Source organism: Undibacterium umbellatum (assembly GCF_014284125.1).
GTDB lineage: Bacteria > Pseudomonadota > Gammaproteobacteria > Burkholderiales > Burkholderiaceae_D > Undibacterium > Undibacterium umbellatum.
The window spans coordinates 42,897-58,980 of sequence record NZ_JACOFX010000016.1; the positions used below are offsets into that span (position 1 = coordinate 42,897).

Annotated in this window: 13 protein-coding genes; 11 read left to right on the forward strand and 2 right to left on the reverse strand. The window is 51.6% G+C overall.

Annotation, left to right across the window (positions count from 1 at the left end; all coding sequences use genetic code 11):
• The first annotated feature begins 220 nt into the window (after positions 1-220).
• Positions 221-775 (forward strand): glycine zipper 2TM domain-containing protein, encoded by a 555-nt coding sequence (locus tag H8L47_RS22605; protein ID WP_186955872.1) that lies wholly within the window; start codon positions 221-223, stop codon positions 773-775.
• A 252-nt stretch (positions 776-1,027) separates the two neighbouring features.
• Positions 1,028-2,488, forward strand: coding sequence for a sensor domain-containing diguanylate cyclase (locus tag H8L47_RS22610; protein WP_230413873.1), 1,461 nt, complete (start codon positions 1,028-1,030; stop codon positions 2,486-2,488).
• On the opposite strand, the gene H8L47_RS22615 is transcribed toward H8L47_RS22610, so the two are convergent.
• Together H8L47_RS22615 and H8L47_RS22620 are read right to left on the reverse strand one after the other, a co-directional pair.
• On the reverse strand, positions 2,473-3,303 hold the full coding sequence (locus H8L47_RS22615; RefSeq protein ID WP_186955874.1) for a Rossmann-like and DUF2520 domain-containing protein: 831 nt from the start codon (positions 3,301-3,303) through the stop codon (positions 2,473-2,475). The two genes, H8L47_RS22610 and H8L47_RS22615, sit on opposite strands and share 16 nt — an antisense overlap.
• A 3-nt stretch (positions 3,304-3,306) precedes the next feature.
• Complete coding sequence (locus tag H8L47_RS22620; RefSeq protein WP_230413874.1) at positions 3,307-3,996, reverse strand: Crp/Fnr family transcriptional regulator; 690 nt, start codon at positions 3,994-3,996, stop codon at positions 3,307-3,309.
• Positions 3,997-4,287: 291 nt separating this feature from the next.
• On the opposite strand from H8L47_RS22620, the gene H8L47_RS22625 reads away from it, so the two are divergent.
• From H8L47_RS22625 to H8L47_RS22665, 9 genes are all read left to right on the forward strand, one after another.
• On the forward strand, positions 4,288-6,240 hold the full coding sequence (locus H8L47_RS22625) for an AMP-dependent synthetase/ligase (RefSeq protein WP_186955876.1): 1,953 nt from the start codon (positions 4,288-4,290) through the stop codon (positions 6,238-6,240).
• 11 nt (positions 6,241-6,251) lie between these two features.
• Complete coding sequence (locus H8L47_RS22630) at positions 6,252-7,040, forward strand: ABC transporter ATP-binding protein (RefSeq protein ID WP_186955877.1); 789 nt, start codon at positions 6,252-6,254, stop codon at positions 7,038-7,040.
• A 168-nt stretch (positions 7,041-7,208) separates the two neighbouring features.
• Entirely contained in the window at positions 7,209-8,105 is an 897-nt protein-coding gene (locus H8L47_RS22635) for a branched-chain amino acid ABC transporter permease (RefSeq protein ID WP_186955977.1), read from the forward strand.
• A 172-nt stretch (positions 8,106-8,277) separates the two neighbouring features.
• Positions 8,278-9,336: a branched-chain amino acid ABC transporter permease gene (locus tag H8L47_RS22640; RefSeq protein WP_186955878.1), complete on the forward strand. Its 1,059-nt coding sequence runs from the start codon at positions 8,278-8,280 to the stop codon at positions 9,334-9,336.
• A gap of 120 nt (positions 9,337-9,456) precedes the next feature.
• On the forward strand, positions 9,457-10,758 hold the full coding sequence (locus tag H8L47_RS22645) for an ABC transporter substrate-binding protein (RefSeq protein WP_186955879.1): 1,302 nt from the start codon (positions 9,457-9,459) through the stop codon (positions 10,756-10,758).
• Between the two features lie 73 nt (positions 10,759-10,831).
• Positions 10,832-11,695 carry an ABC transporter ATP-binding protein gene (locus tag H8L47_RS22650; RefSeq protein WP_186955880.1) on the forward strand — a complete coding sequence of 288 codons (864 nt, stop codon included), beginning with the start codon at positions 10,832-10,834 and terminating at the stop codon, positions 11,693-11,695.
• A 65-nt stretch (positions 11,696-11,760) separates the two neighbouring features.
• The gene (locus tag H8L47_RS22655) at positions 11,761-13,008 is read left to right on the forward strand and encodes a phenylacetate--CoA ligase family protein (protein ID WP_186955881.1); all 1,248 of its coding nucleotides are present in this window, start codon (positions 11,761-11,763) and stop codon (positions 13,006-13,008) included.
• 214 nt (positions 13,009-13,222) lie between these two features.
• The gene (locus tag H8L47_RS22660; RefSeq protein WP_186955882.1) at positions 13,223-13,681 is read left to right on the forward strand and encodes a (2Fe-2S)-binding protein; all 459 of its coding nucleotides are present in this window, start codon (positions 13,223-13,225) and stop codon (positions 13,679-13,681) included.
• Between the two features lie 11 nt (positions 13,682-13,692).
• Positions 13,693-15,951, forward strand: coding sequence for a xanthine dehydrogenase family protein molybdopterin-binding subunit (locus H8L47_RS22665; protein ID WP_186955883.1), 2,259 nt, complete (start codon positions 13,693-13,695; stop codon positions 15,949-15,951).
• The last annotated feature ends 133 nt before the right edge of the window (positions 15,952-16,084 follow it).

Sequence of the window (16,084 nt, forward strand, 5' to 3'; positions counted from 1 at the left end):
TGTAAAGTACAAGAATACAATACCAAAAGTACATTGAAACAGACACTTACATTTTCATGTCTTCTATTTTCGAGGCCCAAGCGTTATATACACACTAGCAAGAGACTATCACAGGATATATAGACAATTACCAGAACCCAGATGCCCATTTTTGCCATTTTGGCAAACTCAGAGGCACGGCAATGTTGATCACATGATCCAAATCGAAAGAGGTAAAAAAATGACATTCACAAAATTCTCCATGGCTGCATCCTTACTGGCATTTTCTGCAAGTGCCCTTGTTCCTGCAGCCCAGGCTGCCGACTTTGATGATTATGCCCGCGTCATCAGCGTTACCCCGCAAGTTGAGCAGGTCAATGTGCCACGCCAGGAGTGCCGCACCGAATATGAAACCAGCCAGCGCAATTATCCACGCCAGCAACAGGCAGAACGCAGCAATGGCGGTGCCATCATAGGTGGCCTGGCTGGTGGTTTGCTGGGTAGCCAGGTCGGTGGCGGCAATGGTCGTATCGCCGCCGCTGCCGTAGGTGCTGTAACTGGCGCAATCGTTGGTGATCGCGTTGAAAACAATGGCAATAACGGCAATCATTATAATGACCAGCCCTCCTATGAAAGCCGCCCTGTGCGTCAGTGCCGTAATATCGATAGCTGGGAAAGCCGTACCAATGGCTATGCTGTGACATATGAGTACCATAACCGAACTTATACTTCGGTCATGCCATATAACCCTGGCTCACGCCTGCGTATCCATGTGTCTTTGACGCCACGCCCTTAAGACCTCATTTCAGCTAATCTCTTAAATGCCGCGTATAGCGGCATTCTCTTATTCCCGTCTGTTAATTAAAATAACAACAAATCTTCAAAAGACTGCTCTCCGCATAAAACTACGTGAATATCGCCTGATTGTGCTCAAAACCTGAGCAAGACACAGTAGTTTGCCTAGAAATTGACCAGAATTGGTATGGGTTTATAGTATTATCTTGCGGCAAACCTCACGCTCATGCTCCGTCTATCATTCATGCAAAAAATGTTAAAAAAATACGGTCTGCTGGTCTGGCTATCCCTGATCCTGATTGCAGGTTTTGTTTCCACGACCGTGGCATCTTTTGTGGTTTCCCGTGATGCCATACAACAAGGCATCTCCGAGCAAACCCTGCCCATCACTGGTGACAACGTTTATTCTGAAATTCAAAAGGACATTTTGCGCCCGGTCTTTGTGTCTTCGCAAATGGCACATGACACTTTTTTGCGTGACTGGATCATCAATGGCGAAGAGGACAAAGACCAGATCATCAAGTACCTGAAGGAAATCAAGCAAAAAAACAATGCGATTTCCAGCTTCATGGTGTCAGACCAAAGCCATAATTATTATCATGCCGATGGCGTCCTGAAAACCATCAGCAATACGGAACCACGTGATCAATGGTTCTTCCGCGTCCGCGGTCTCAAAAGCGAGTATGAAACCAATGTTGATGCTGACATGGCCAACCGCGACACCATGACCATCTTTATCAACTACCGCATACTCGATTACTCCGGCAAATTCATCGGCGCCACTGGGATAGGCATGACGCTGGACACCATGAAAACCCTGATAGACAGTTATCAAACGCGTTTTCACAGGAATATCTTTTTTGTTGACCAAAAGGGTAATATTGCCCTGGCTGGCAATAATATGAAAAAGATACGCAACAACCTGAGTACTTTGCCGGGTCTGGGCAGTCTGGCGCCGCAAATCCTGGCCAATCGCAAAAGCGAATCCCAGCACCTCGAATACAAGAACGGGAATGAAACCATACTCGTGAATGCACGCTTCATCCCTGAACTGGGCTGGCATCTACTGGTAGAGCAGGAAATGGGGACAGAGATCAAGCCTTTGCAAAATATCTTCTTCATCAATATCGCCATCAGTGCAGGCATTACCCTGATCATACTGACGATTTTATTGCTGACAGTCAGACGCTATCAAAAGCGCCTTGAAAAATCAGCCTCTACCGACACCCTGACCAATTTGCTGAACCGCCAGGCTTTTGATTTCGTTTTCCAGCAAGCCCTGCTCGATAGCGAACGCTCGCGCCAGCCCATGTGTGTCGTCTTGCTGGATATCGATTTCTTCAAGAAAGTCAACGACAAGCAAGGCCATCTGGTGGGCGACCATGTGCTCAAGGAAATCGCCCTGATCTCCAAACGTTCACTGCGTGAAAGCGACATCATTTGCCGCTGGGGTGGCGAAGAATTTCTGATCTTGTTGAAAAACTGCACACTGGAAAAAGCCACCTCGATCGCCGAAAACCTGCGCAATACCATTGCCAACAATGACTTCTCGCGCACTACCGACCTGACGCGCACCCGATTGTCGATCACCGTCAGCATGGGTGTTGCTGAATGCAAGGACAAGGAAAGTGAAGCCAGCGTATTTGAGCGTGCCGACCTGGCGATGTATCAAGCCAAGGAAAATGGCCGTAACAGCGTTTATTTTTCTGAGTGATGGCGAGCCGCCAGGTCTATGGTCGGCTGCGTAAATGCCTGATACAAGTCCCCTGCCTGCTGATCCCAGTCGTTGAGCCTGGTTTGCTGTAAGGCGACTGTCTGCATGTCGCCACGGGCAATCGGCCCTGTCAATGCGGCTTGCGTTCCCAGGTTAAAGACATTTTCCAGCGTCTGCCTTGCCAATGGCGCAGCCATCTTTTGCGCGATCTCTGCAGGTATGCCCGCCGCCTGATAAGTACGCAGGGCAACTTCCATCAGGGTCACCAGATAATTGCTGGCGAATACAGAACCGGCGTGATACAGCAGTTTATTGTCAGCATTGATGATCACGGTTTCTGCTCCTATGGCTTGCAAGGCAGGCACTAATAATGTAAGTGCGGCCTCATCACCCTCCACGCTGCAAATAGTGCCAGCAAATTGCTCAGCCAGCAGATCAACATTGGCAAAACTACGCACTGGATGGACACTGGCAACAACTGCGCCTGCCAATCTGGCGGCTCGCAACTCTGTCGATGCCTTGGCACCACTACAATGAAAAATGACGCTGCCCACTTTCAGTAAGCCAGCATCTGCCAGTTGCTGGCAGATGCTGGCAATCTGGTCGTCACTGACGCTCAACATGGTGACATCGGCGGGCTGCAATTGCGAGATGCCATTCACTGCCTGCCCTGCTCCAACCCAGGCCACAGCATTGCTGGCACTAGCCGGCGTACGATTCAACACATGCTGTATGGCAAACTGCTGCTTGCGCTGGAAGTTTTTTGCCAGTACCTTGCCAACTTTACCGGCACCAATGATATTCAGGGTCTTCATACTTCACTCTTCAGGGAAGCGGCGCAAACCATCCAGGTCAAGGATGGTAATGCCGCCGTAGTCCACGCTCAGCAGGTTTTTCTTTTCCAGCAATTGCAAAGCCTGGTTGGCACGTTGGCGCGATACGCTGGAGATGTAACCTATTTCTTCTTGCGATATCTGAATTTGCATGCTGCTACCAGGATTCAGATAGGGATTGAACATGGCTGCCAGACAACGGGCGACACGGGTGTCGGGGTCCAGCATGCGATCATACTCAACCAGGGATATGAACAAGCCCAGTCGCTCGTTCAACTGATGCAGGAGAAAGCGGTTAAACGGGATGCTGTTATCCAGCAAGTAGGTGAAGGTAGCACGTGGCATATAGGCGACACGGGTATCCCGCAGGGCCACCACGTCATAACGGCGCGGCTCGGTCTTCAGCAGCGAGCCTTCACCAAACCAGCCGCCCGCAAGCATGCAACTGAAGGTCACCGTCTTGCCATCGGGCGAGATACTGCTCATCTTCAGGAAGCCTTCAATAACGCCCATCCAGTGTTCCACTGGATCGCCTTTGCGGCATACGTAACCGCCTGCGGGAATGAAACGCTCGACGACTTCATCTTCCAGCTTTTGCATGTGCTCAGGTGCGAGCATGCTGGCCCACATGGACTTGGCAAAGCGTTCTTTAGGGTCGCTGATTTTCTTTGTCATATTTGTGCAACGCACCACAGATAATTGCTTCATTTTTTCAGATTGTCAGTCGAATGACAACCACTGGCCCCCGAAGGGTCTACTATCGCTTCAACAAAAAGAATTACGGAGACATTGTAAGCGAGTTGCCGATTGCAGCGAAGACTGCAGGCACTCAAAGGCGACTCATTTCAGCATGCCACTACAATACCTACCGTAAAAGTCCCCCTGCCTGGATATCGTAAGCAAGCAGTAAGGACGCATCAGGACACTCACATGAAGTAAGCCCTAAAACAATAGGCTGGTGGAGACATGAATCAAAAAGAAGCAGCGAATTCGACTTTTCCCAGGTTGTTATTGCAGCACGGAAAAACACGGCCGCAACATCCGGCCTTCCGTGAAAAAGACCTGGGTATCTGGCAAACCTGGAACTGGCAGCAAGTCAATGCAGAGGTGCGCGCCCTTGCCTGTGGTCTGGCTGCACAGGGCTTCAAGCGCGGCATGAATCTGGCCATCATCGGCGACAACCGCCCACGCCTGTACTGGGCCATGGCTGCGGCTCAATGCCTGGGGGGCATACCTGTACCTTTATATCAGGACGCACCGGCTGCCGACATGGCCTATGTGCTGGAAAATGCCGAAATTGTCTTTGCCGTCGTCGAAGATCAGGAACAGGTTGATAAGCTGCTGGAGATCAAACAGCAGTATGCTGGCATACAACATATCACCTTTGATGATGACCGTGGCATGCGCCATTATCACCAGCCAGAACTGACTTCCTATGCCGCCTTGCAGGAACTGGGCCGTGCTTTCGATATGACCCATCCTGATTTTTTCATGAGAGAAGTAGAACTGGGTCAACCTGACGACACTGCTGTCATGCTGTACACTTCAGGCACCACCGGCAAGCCCAAGGGAGTTTGCCAGTCTCACCGCTCTTTCATGACAGCGGCAATGGGCGGCATGGAATTTGACGAACTCACTGCAGACGAGGATATCCTGTCTTACCTGCCCATGGCATGGGTGGGCGACCATTTATTTTCGTTTGCCCAGGCCATGGCCGCTGGGTTTACCGTGAATTGCCCAGAATCCAGTGAAACCGTCCTGACGGATTTACGTGAAGTTGGTCCCACATATTATTTCGCCCCACCGCGCGTGTTTGAAAACATGCTGACGACAGTCATGATACGCATGGAAGATGCGGGCAGCATCAAACGCAAACTGTTTGCCCATTTCATGGAACTGGCGCGCCGTGTTGGTTCTGACATCCTTGACGGCAAAGCTGTCAGCGGCATGGACAGGTTGCAATATGCACTAGGCAATCTGCTGATTTATGGACCGCTGAAAAACGTACTGGGTCTGTCACGCGTGCGTGTTGCCTACACGGCCGGTGCCGCGATCGGCCCGGACCTGTTCCGCTTCTATCGCTCCATCGGTGTCAACCTCAAGCAATTATATGGCTCGACCGAAACCTGCGCCTATGTCTGCCTGCAGCCCGATGGGAAAATCAAGTTTGACAGTGTAGGCGAAGCGGCACCTGGCGTTGAAGTCAAACTCGCTCCAAATGGGGAAGTGCTGGTCAGGTCAGATGCCATGCTGACGGGCTACTACAAGCGCCCTGATGCAACGGCAGAAGTCATGGATGAGCAAGGTTACTTCCATACCGGTGATGCGGGCATCTTTGACCAGGATGGTCACCTCAAAATCATCGACCGGGCAGCCGATGTAGGCAAGATGAACCAGGGGCATATCTTCGCGCCCAACTACATAGAAAACAAACTCAAGTTCTTCCCCTTCATCAAGGAAGCCGTGGCCTTTGGCCATGAACGCGACACCGTGTGTGCCTTCATCAATATCGATATGGAGGCTGTCGGCAACTGGTCAGAAAGACGCGGCGTTGCTTATTCTGGCTACACCGATCTGGCGGCCAAGGCCGAGACTTATCAACTGATACTGTCGTGCATAGAAAAAGTGAATGCAGACCTTGCCAGTGAAGACTTGATGGCAGGTACACAGATACACCGCTTCCTGGTGCTGCACAAAGAACTCGATCCCGATGATGATGAGCTGACGCGTACCCGCAAGGTCAGGCGCAAGTTCATTGCCGAAAAATATGCCGTGTTGATAGAAGCCCTGTATTCAGACAAGCGTTCGCAATTCATAGAGACCCTGGTCAAGTTTGAGGATGGCCGCCAGGGCAAGGTCAGTGCCGATTTGCATATCAGCGATGTCAAAACATTTTCTGCCCAAAAGCTGGCTGCATAAGGAATATATAAATGGCAGATAACAGAAAAATCGGTGAAGTCATCCTGGACTTGCAAAACATCTCGCTCGCTTTTGGGGGTGTCAAAGCCCTGACGAATATTTCCTTCAACGTCAGAGAACATGAAATACGCGCCATCATAGGCCCTAACGGTGCTGGTAAGAGTTCGATGCTGAATGTCATCAATGGTGTATATCGCCCGCAGCAAGGCGACATCACTTACCGTGGCCAGCACCGCAAGGACATGAATACCTATGCGGCGGCAAAAAGCGGTATCGCCAGGACTTTCCAGAACATCGCCCTGTTCAAGGGCATGAGCGTACTCGACAACATCATGACGGGTCGCAACCTGAAAATGAAAAGCAATTTCCTCATGCAAGCCTTGTACTGGGGCCCCGCACAAAAAGAAGAAATCGCCCACCGTGAAAAGGTGGAAGAAATTATCGACTTCCTGGAAATCCAGCACATACGCAAAATACCGGTAGGCCGTCTTTCCTATGGCTTGCAAAAGCGCGTGGAACTGGGCCGGGCACTGGCAGCCGAGCCTGAGATTTTATTGCTGGATGAACCCATGGCTGGCATGAACGTGGAAGAAAAACAGGACATGAGCCGCTTCATCCTCGATGTCAATGACCAGCTGGGTACCACCATCGTTTTGATTGAACATGATATGGGCGTGGTCATGGATATTTCTGACCGCGTGGTCGTGCTTGATTACGGCAAGAAAATCGGTGACGGTACGCCTGCCGAGGTGCTGGCGAATCAGGAAGTGATTAATGCTTACCTTGGTGTGGCGCATTAGAGAATTTTAAAACCATTAACCACAGAGGCACAGAGACACCGAGAAAAGCACAGAGAAAATCAAAAATTGAATGTGAGAAGTTCTCATGTTTTTCCTCTGTGTCTCCGTGTCTCTGTGTTGAGAGGTCTTAAGTGTTTGCTTAACGTAAGCTGAGAGCTAGAAATGAATATCAGTTTTTTCTTTGAAGTGTTTATCGGTGGCTTGTTGTCCGGTGTCATGTATGCGCTGGTAGCGCTGGGTTTCGTGCTGATTTACAAGGCTTCGGGTGTCTTCAATTTTGCGCAAGGTGCGATGGTGTTTTTTGCAGCCCTGACCTGCGTAGGCCTGACCGAGAAATTTGAAATGTCCCTGTGGCTGGCGATACCGCTGACCATGCTGGTGATGGTGGCACTGGGCCTGGCAATCGAGCGGGTAGTATTGCGCCCGCTGGTTAACCAGCCTGAGATCACCTTGTTCATGGCCACCATCGGACTGACCTTTTTTATCGAAGGTCTGGCGCAGTTGCTGTGGGGTTCGCAACCACACAAACTGACACTGCCTATCGACGATGTACCCATAGAATATTTGATGGAAAAATTCAATATTCTTGTGTCGCAATTCGATGTAATTGCTGCCTTGATTTGTGCACTGCTGGTGACTGGCCTGGCTCTGCTGTTTTCCAAAACCAAGATAGGCCGTGCCTTGCGTGCGGTAGCAGATGATCATCAGGCGGCGCTGGCTGTTGGTATTCCGCTGCAACAGATATGGGGCATAGTCTGGGCGGTGGCTGGCTTCGTCGCCCTGGTCGCTGGCCTGCTCTGGGGTGCACGTAATGGTGTGCAGTTTGCACTGACCTTCGTCGCCTTGAAAGCCTTGCCGGTATTGATACTGGGCGGTTTCACTTCTGTACCTGGCGCGATTGTTGGAGGCCTGATTATCGGTGCATCTGAAAAACTGGCAGAAGTGTATATAGGCCCATTGGTGGGTGGTGGCATAGAGGGCTGGTTCCCATATGTGCTGGCACTGCTGTTCCTGCTGGTCAGGCCCGAAGGTTTGTTTGGTGAAAAAATCATACGCAGGATTTGATATCCCGCAGGTCAGCCCAATAAGGACTTACGCAAAATTGTCCCAGCAAGGCGTAGCGACGAAGACAGTACTTTAGTACCGAATCTTGCTAAATGCAGGAGCTGCAACGCAGCTGGGGCGGTTTAGCGTAAGTCCTAATAATCAAACGTAATTAGCAGAGTAGAGGAACACCATGTTCTACCGTGAAGCAGGTCAGTTTAAAACAAGCTATCAGGCAGATAACCAGATATTCCCGATACGACAAGACCGTATCGGTATTGCCATCGTCCTGATCGCGGCATTTGTTGCCGTACCGGGGCTGGCAACCGATTATGCGTTTTCAGCCATCTTCATTCCCTTCCTGATATTTTCCCTGGCAGCACTGGGCTTGAATATCCTGACTGGATATGCCGGACAATTGTCGCTGGGTTCAGCAGCATTCATGGCAGTAGGTGCTTTTGCTTCCTACAATTTTGTATTGCGCATCCCCGGCATCCCTGTCTTGCTGGCCTTTGTACTGGGTGGTTTGTCGGCAGCCATGGTGGGCATCGCCTTTGGTTTGCCCTCGCTGCGCATACGTGGTTTTTACCTGGCAGCAGCGACGCTGGCAACCCAATTTTTCGTGGTGTGGTGCCTGACCAAGATACAGTGGTTCACCAACTACAGTTCTTCCGGCGTCATCACTGCGCAAGAAATGGTGATCATGGGTATGAGTATCAATACTCCAGTCAAAAAGTATTTACTGACACTGACCGTAGTTTGCGTCATGGCATTGCTGGCCAAGAATATGGTGAGATCAAACGTAGGCCGCTCATGGATGGCGGTGCGTGACATGGACGTAGCGGCAGAAGTCATTGGTTTCCGCCTCATGCGCACCAAGTTGCTGGCCTTTGCGGTGTCCTCGTTTTACTGCGGTATTGCCGGTGCCCTGTATGCCTATGCCTATCTGGGTACGGTAGAACCGGAAGCCTATAACCTTGACCTGTCTTTCCGCATCCTGTTCATGATCATTATAGGTGGTGTTGGTTCCATACTCGGCTCTTTCCTTGGTTCGGCTTTCATCATCCTGCTGCCCATCGTCCTGAACCTGATTGCCCATGGTCTGTCCTTGCCGACCAACGTGGCATCGAACCTTGAGCTGATGGTATTTGGCGCCTTGATTATATTCTTCCTCATCGTTGAACCACATGGCCTGGCAAGATTGTGGCAAATCACCAAGGAAAAATTGCGACTCTGGCCTTTCCCGCATTGAGTGGCAATAACAAGACTAGTATCAAAAGTAAAAGAGAGTTCATAATAAAGATGCTTCGCCTTTGACAAAAAAGGTAGAAAAGCATCAGGCAATACCCATCCAAAACCACTAGGAGACAATATGAAACTGCTTAAATCCCTGCTCATGGCTTCGGCAATCCTGGGCGCCGTCAATGCAGCCCAGGCGAATGATCAATTCATTCCCGTCCTGTCTTATCGCGTTGGCCCCTATGCGGCTGGCGGATCAGGCTTTTACGGTGGTGCCATCGATTACTTCAATCTGGTGAATGCCAAAGGCGGCTTGAATGGGATCAAGATTTCCTGGGAAGAATGCGAGACAGAATACAATGCTTCGCGCGGTGTAGAGTGTTATGAACGCCTGAAGAAAAACCAGGGTGGCGCATCGCTGATAGAGCCATTATCTACTGGTATCGCCTACGGTATTCTCGATCGTGTCGCTGAAGACAAGATTCCTTTGACGACGCTGGGTTATGGCCGTTCTGATGCGGCCAATGGCAAGGTCTTCCCTTATGTCTTCCCACTGATCACCAGCTACTGGAACCAGGCTGCGGCGATGACCAAATACCTGGGTGATAAATCCGGCGGCCTGGACAAGCTCAAGGGCAAGAAGATCGTCCATCTTTACCATGATTCTGCTTTCGGGAAAGAACCTATCCCGGTATTTGAAGCACAAGCCAAGCAATATGGGTTCGAGCTCATCAAGATCCCGGTTGCCCACCCCGGCAATGAACAGCAATCGCAATGGCTGCAAATCCGCCAGGCCAACCCTGATTATGTGATCCTGTGGGGCTGGGGTGTCATGAATGCGGTGGCGATCAAGACCGCACAGCGCAATGGTTATTCGCGTGAAAAAATGCTGGGTGTCTGGTGGGCGGGTTCAGAAGAAGATGCGATCCCGGCTGGCGATGCAGCAAAAGGCTATACCGCGATGACTTTCAACACACCAGGCAATTACCCAGTGCTTGATGAAATCCGCAGCAAGGTGTATGCCGCTGGCAAGGGCAATCTGGGCGACAAATCCCGCATCGGTTCTGTTTATCACATGCGTGGTGTGACTGCTGCAATCTTGTGGACAGAAGCCATCCTGAAAGCGCAGGAGAAATACGGCAAAGGCAAGCTCATGACTTCCGAGCAAATCCGCTGGGGCTTTGAAAACCTGAATGTTGATGAAGCTCGTCAAAAAACGCTGGGTGCGATGGGCATGTTCCCGCCTGTGAAAACTTCTTGTGAAGATCATGAAGGTTCCGGCGCTGTCAAGGTGCAACAATGGACAGGCGACAAATGGAAAGCCATCACGCCTAACTGGGTCACTGGTGACAAGGCTTTGACGCGCGCGATGCTGGAAGAATCTTCCAACAAATATGCGGCTGAGAAAAAAATCACGCCGGCCTGTTTGAAGTAAGCGATAAGCAGTAATTAGCGGAGGCCAGCCTGTGCCTCCGCCCCTTTTGTACAAATCATTGCAGATCAAGATCATGAGCGTTCATAGCATCACGGCAGAAACGGCAACGGCAGCAAATACAGCTGCAACTACCGACATCGCCTATCTCAGTGTCAACAATATCGAAGTCATCTACGATCACGTGATCCTGGTATTGAAGGGTATTTCCCTGCAAGTGCCACAAGGAAAAATCGTTGCCTTGCTGGGTGCCAATGGCGCGGGCAAATCAACCACGCTGAAGGCGATATCGACGCTACTGAGAAACGAGCGCGGCGATATCACGAAGGGCGATATTACTTTCCGCGGGCAGCGTGTTGATCACCTGACGCCAAATGAACTGGTCAAACGTGGGCTGTCGCAAGTCATGGAAGGCCGCCATTGTTTTGCACATCTGACTGTAGAAGAAAATCTATTGACGGGTGCCTACACGCGCAGCCTTTCACGCAGTGAACTCAAGGCAGAGCTGGAAAAGGTCTATCACTACTTCCCGCGCCTGCGTGAGCGTCGTAATTCGCAAGCTGGCTACACCTCGGGTGGTGAACAGCAGATGTGCGCGATAGGCCGCGCCCTGATGGCAAAGCCATCGATGATATTGCTTGATGAACCATCGATGGGTATCGCACCACAACTAGTCGAAGAGATTTTTGAAATCGTCAAAAGCTTGAACATCGAAGAGAAAGTATCGTTCCTGCTGGCCGAGCAAAATACCAATGTCGCCCTTCGCTATGCAGACTTTGGCTACATCCTGGAAAACGGCAGGGTCGTCATGGAAGGCGAGGCCAAAGACCTCAGCAGCAATGAAGACGTCAAGGAATTTTATCTTGGTGTCTCAGGCGCAGGCCGCAAGAGTTTCAAGGATATGAAGTTTTATAGAAGGCGCAAACGCTGGCTGGCTTGAGCCATCACTCATCGCTATCCATCATTTTGAGATGCACACAAATCAACCCACTATCGAGCATGCTCATGAGTGACTATCTGGACGCCCTGGAAACCCGCAATCCACAAAGCCGCGAACAAGCGCTGATGAACAAGCTGCCGCAATTGATTGCCCACGCCCAAACTGCAGAAGGCTGGGGCAGGATATTGCAGGGAGTGGCTGCGCATGACATCAAGAGCCGCAGCGCGCTGGCGCAATTGCCGGTGACACGCAAATCCGATCTCAAGGATTTGCAAAAAGCCTTGCCGCCCTTTGGTGGCCTCAATACTACGCCTGTGCGCCAAATGGGCCATATCTTCATGTCGCCTGGCCCCATCTTTGACCCCGAGGGACGCGGCCAGGACTGGTGGCGCTTTGCCCGCCCCATGCATGCAGTTGGCCTGCGTGCTGGTCATCTGCTGCAAAACTGTTTTTCCTACCATTTCACACCTGCCGCATTCATGGTGGAAAGTGCCGCCGCCCGCATAGGTTGCGCAGTCATCCCGGCTGGTATAGGGCAAACGGAAATGCAGGTACAGGCCATGGCAGAATTGCGGCCTGACGCCTACATAGGCACACCGAGTTTCTTGAAAATCATCCTGGAAAAAGCGCTGGACATGGGTGCCGATATTTCCAGCGTACAGCGCGCCATCGTCGGTGCAGAAGCCCTGCCACCGTCCTTGCGCAAATGGCTGCAAGAGCATGGTGTTGCCCATGTATTGCAAATCTATGCGTCTGCCGACATAGGCAATATCGCCTATGAGAGCATGAGCGATGGCCAGATCAATCCCGGCATGATACTGGATGAAGATTTGATACTGGAGATCGTCCGTCCTGGCACAGGTGACCTGGTGGCGGAAGGTGAAGTTGGCGAAGTTGTCATCACTTCCTTTAATCCTGACTATCCCTTGATACGTTTTGGTACGGGTGACATGTCAGCGATACTGCCGGGCATTTCACCATGTGGCCGTACGAACCAGCGCATCAAGGGCTGGATGGGGCGGGCGGATCAAACCACCAAGGTCAAGGGTATGTTTGTCCATCCTTCGCAAGTTGCAGAGGTCGTCAAGCGTCACCCTGAAATCAGCAAGGCCAGGCTGGTGGTGACTGGTGAAATGGCAAATGATGTCATGAGCCTGCATTGTGAAACTGCGGCGGTCAACCCTGTGTTGCAAGCTGCCATCATCGATAGCCTGCGAGACGTCACCAAATTGCGTGGTGACGTGCAGTTTGTTGCACCAGGCAGCCTGGCGAATGATGGCAAGGTTATAGACGACGCCCGCAAATACGAATAAAGCCACGCCACTGACTCTGGAACAGCAAAAATGCCACGGAAAAGACAGCTTTCCCGTGGTTTTTTCGTCTATTGCACCCAAACTCTAAAAATATTCTATAGTAGTTAAGTAAACCAAATATGGATGAGTCTGTTTTCCAGACTTGTCCAGCCTGTTTTCCCCGTTTTTTCCTGTTCCGCCCCTGCAACCACCTCACCGGATGGAGAACTATTCCATGACTGCACTGAATATCAATAGCAAAGAACACCAGGTAGATGCTGACCCATCCACGCCCGTGCTATGGGCGCTGCGTGATTCCCTGGGCCTGACTGGCACCAAGTTTGGCTGCGGTGCGGCATTGTGTGGTGCCTGTACTGTGCATTTGAATGGCCAGGCAATACGCTCTTGCGTCACGCCGATTTCTGCCGTCGCAGGCCAAAAAATCACCACGATCGAGGCCATGAGCCAAGACAAGGTCGGCAAGGCTGTGCAAGCTGCCTGGATCAAGCATGACGTCGCGCAATGCGGTTACTGTCAGAGTGGGCAGATCATGAGTGCGACAGCATTGCTGAAAACCAACAAGAAGCCTAGCGATGCAGATATTGATAGTGCCATGGCAGGCAATATCTGCCGCTGTGGCACCTATGTGCGCATCCGTGCTGCCATCCATGATGCTGCATCCACTCTGGCCTGAGGAGAATAGACATGCATTTTGAAGATCGTTTGATAGAACTGCCGCGCCATCTGCAATCTCATTTGCAAACTCTCTTGCAATCCACTACACCGGAAGCAACATCTGCTGGCCTCAGTCGCCGCAGCTTTTTGAAAATGGCAACGGCCAGCGGTTTTTCCCTGGGGTGCTATCCCATGCTGGCATCAGCGCAGGATGCTGCCGCCAAAGCCCCTGCAGGCCTGAAGCCGACTGAGCAACCGGGCGCTTTCGTACAGATCGCCAAGGATGGCACGGTCACTGTGACCATCAACCGCCTGGAATTTGGCCAAGGTGTGCAAACCGGCCTGCCCATGATACTGGCAGAAGAACTGGACGCCGACTGGTCCAAGGTCAAAAGCGTAAATGGCAGTAACCACCCAGCCTATGTTGACCCCGCATTTGGCATGCACCTGACGGGTGGCTCGAACTCCATCGCCCATTCGTATACCCAGTACCGCGAACTAGGTGCCCGCACCCGTGCCATGCTGGTACAGGCAGCAGCAGAACAATGGAAAGTTGATCCCTCCAGCCTGCGTACTGAGAATGGGCATGTCATCGGCCCCGGCGGCAAGAAGCTGGGCTATGGCGAGCTGGCAGATGCTGCCATGAAATTACCAGTACCAGAAAAAGTGACGTTGAAAGATCCAAAAAACTTCCGCCTGATAGGCAAACCCACAGGCCGGCTGGATGCCAAAGCCAAATCCACAGGTACGCAGGATTTTGGTATCGATGTCCACCTGCCCGGCATGCTGACTGCCGTAGTGGCGCGACCACCAGTATTTGGTGCCAAGGTCAAGACTATTGACGACGCGGCGGCAAAAGCCATCAAGGGTGTGAAGGCAGTCTTGCGTGTACCGGTAGACCGCGGTGGCGAGGGCGTGGCGATTATCGCTACCGGTTATTGGCCAGCCAAGCAAGCCCGCGATGTACTGAAGCTGGAATGGGATACCGATGGCGTGGAAAAAATTGATTCCACCAAGATGCTGGCGAGCTACAAGGAACTGGCCAAGAAACAGGGAGCGCTGAAGTTTAATGATGACGTCTCAAAAATAGCGACGGCGCCACATAAGCTGAATGCCGAATTTGTTTTCCCCTATCTGGCACATACCCCTATGGAACCACTGAACTGCACGGTTGCCATCAAGGGCGACAAGGCAGAATTGTGGGTGGGCACGCAAATGCCTGGCCTCGATGGTTTTGCGGCTTCCAAGACCCTGGGTTTGAAACCGGAAAATATCGCAGTGCATACTCAGTATGCGGGTGGTGGCTTTGGCCGTCGTGCGATCGCCACCAGTGATTATGTGGTGGAAGCCTGCAATGTTGCCAAGGCTGCGCAAACAGCGGGGCTGGATGCACCAATACGCACGCTGTGGAGCCGTGAAGACGATGTCAAGGGTGGCTATTATCGCCCCATGCATGTGCACAAGGCTGAAATCGGTTTTGATGCGCAGGGTAATATCCTCGGATGGGATCATGTCATCGTTGGCCAGTCCATCGTCGGTGGCACACCATTTGAATCCATGATGGTCAAGGATGGCGTGGATATCACGGCAGTCGAAGGCATGAAAGAACCGTATGAAATGCCTATGCGCCTGTCTGTCCATCATCCCAAGATCAATGTGCCGGTCCTGTGGTGGCGTAGCGTGGGTTCTACCCATACCGCCTTTGTCATGGAAACACTGCTCGATGAAATTGCCCAGACTACCAAACAAGACCCGGTAGCTTACCGCCTGAAGCTCATGGGTGACAAACATCCACGGCATAAAGCGGCATTGCAACTGGCGGTAGAAAAGTCTGGCTATGGCAAGAAAAAGTTACCGGCAGGCCGCGCTTATGGTGTGGCTGTACATGAATCGTTTTCTTCCGTAGTCGCTTACGTGGTTGAAGCATCCATGAAAAATGGCCAGCCCAAGCTGCACAAGGTCACTGCGGGTGTGCATTGCAACCTGGCTGTCAACCCCAGGAGTGTAGATGCCCAGGTACAGGGTGCGGCACTAATGGGTCTCTCCATGTGCCTGCCAGGTGCTGCTATCACACTCAAGGACGGTGTAGTCGAACAAAGCAACTTCGGTGACTTTGTGGTGCCACGCATTACCGATATGCCACAGGTTGCCGTGCATATCGTCCCTAGTGCAGATGCCCCTACCGGCATGGGTGAACCTGGTTTGCCAGCACTGGCACCGGCTTTTGCGAATGCTATCGCCAGAGTCAGTGGCAAGCGCTGGCGTGAGCTGCCTTATAAACTTACATAAAAACTCACATAAGCAACGCGAAGCATCATTACTTGCATACAAGAAACATGGAAATGAAGCGCAGATAGTAGTATGTTGTGAGATATCAGATTCCTGGAGTTTGATGAACTGCTGGAATTTGGTATCCCACAAT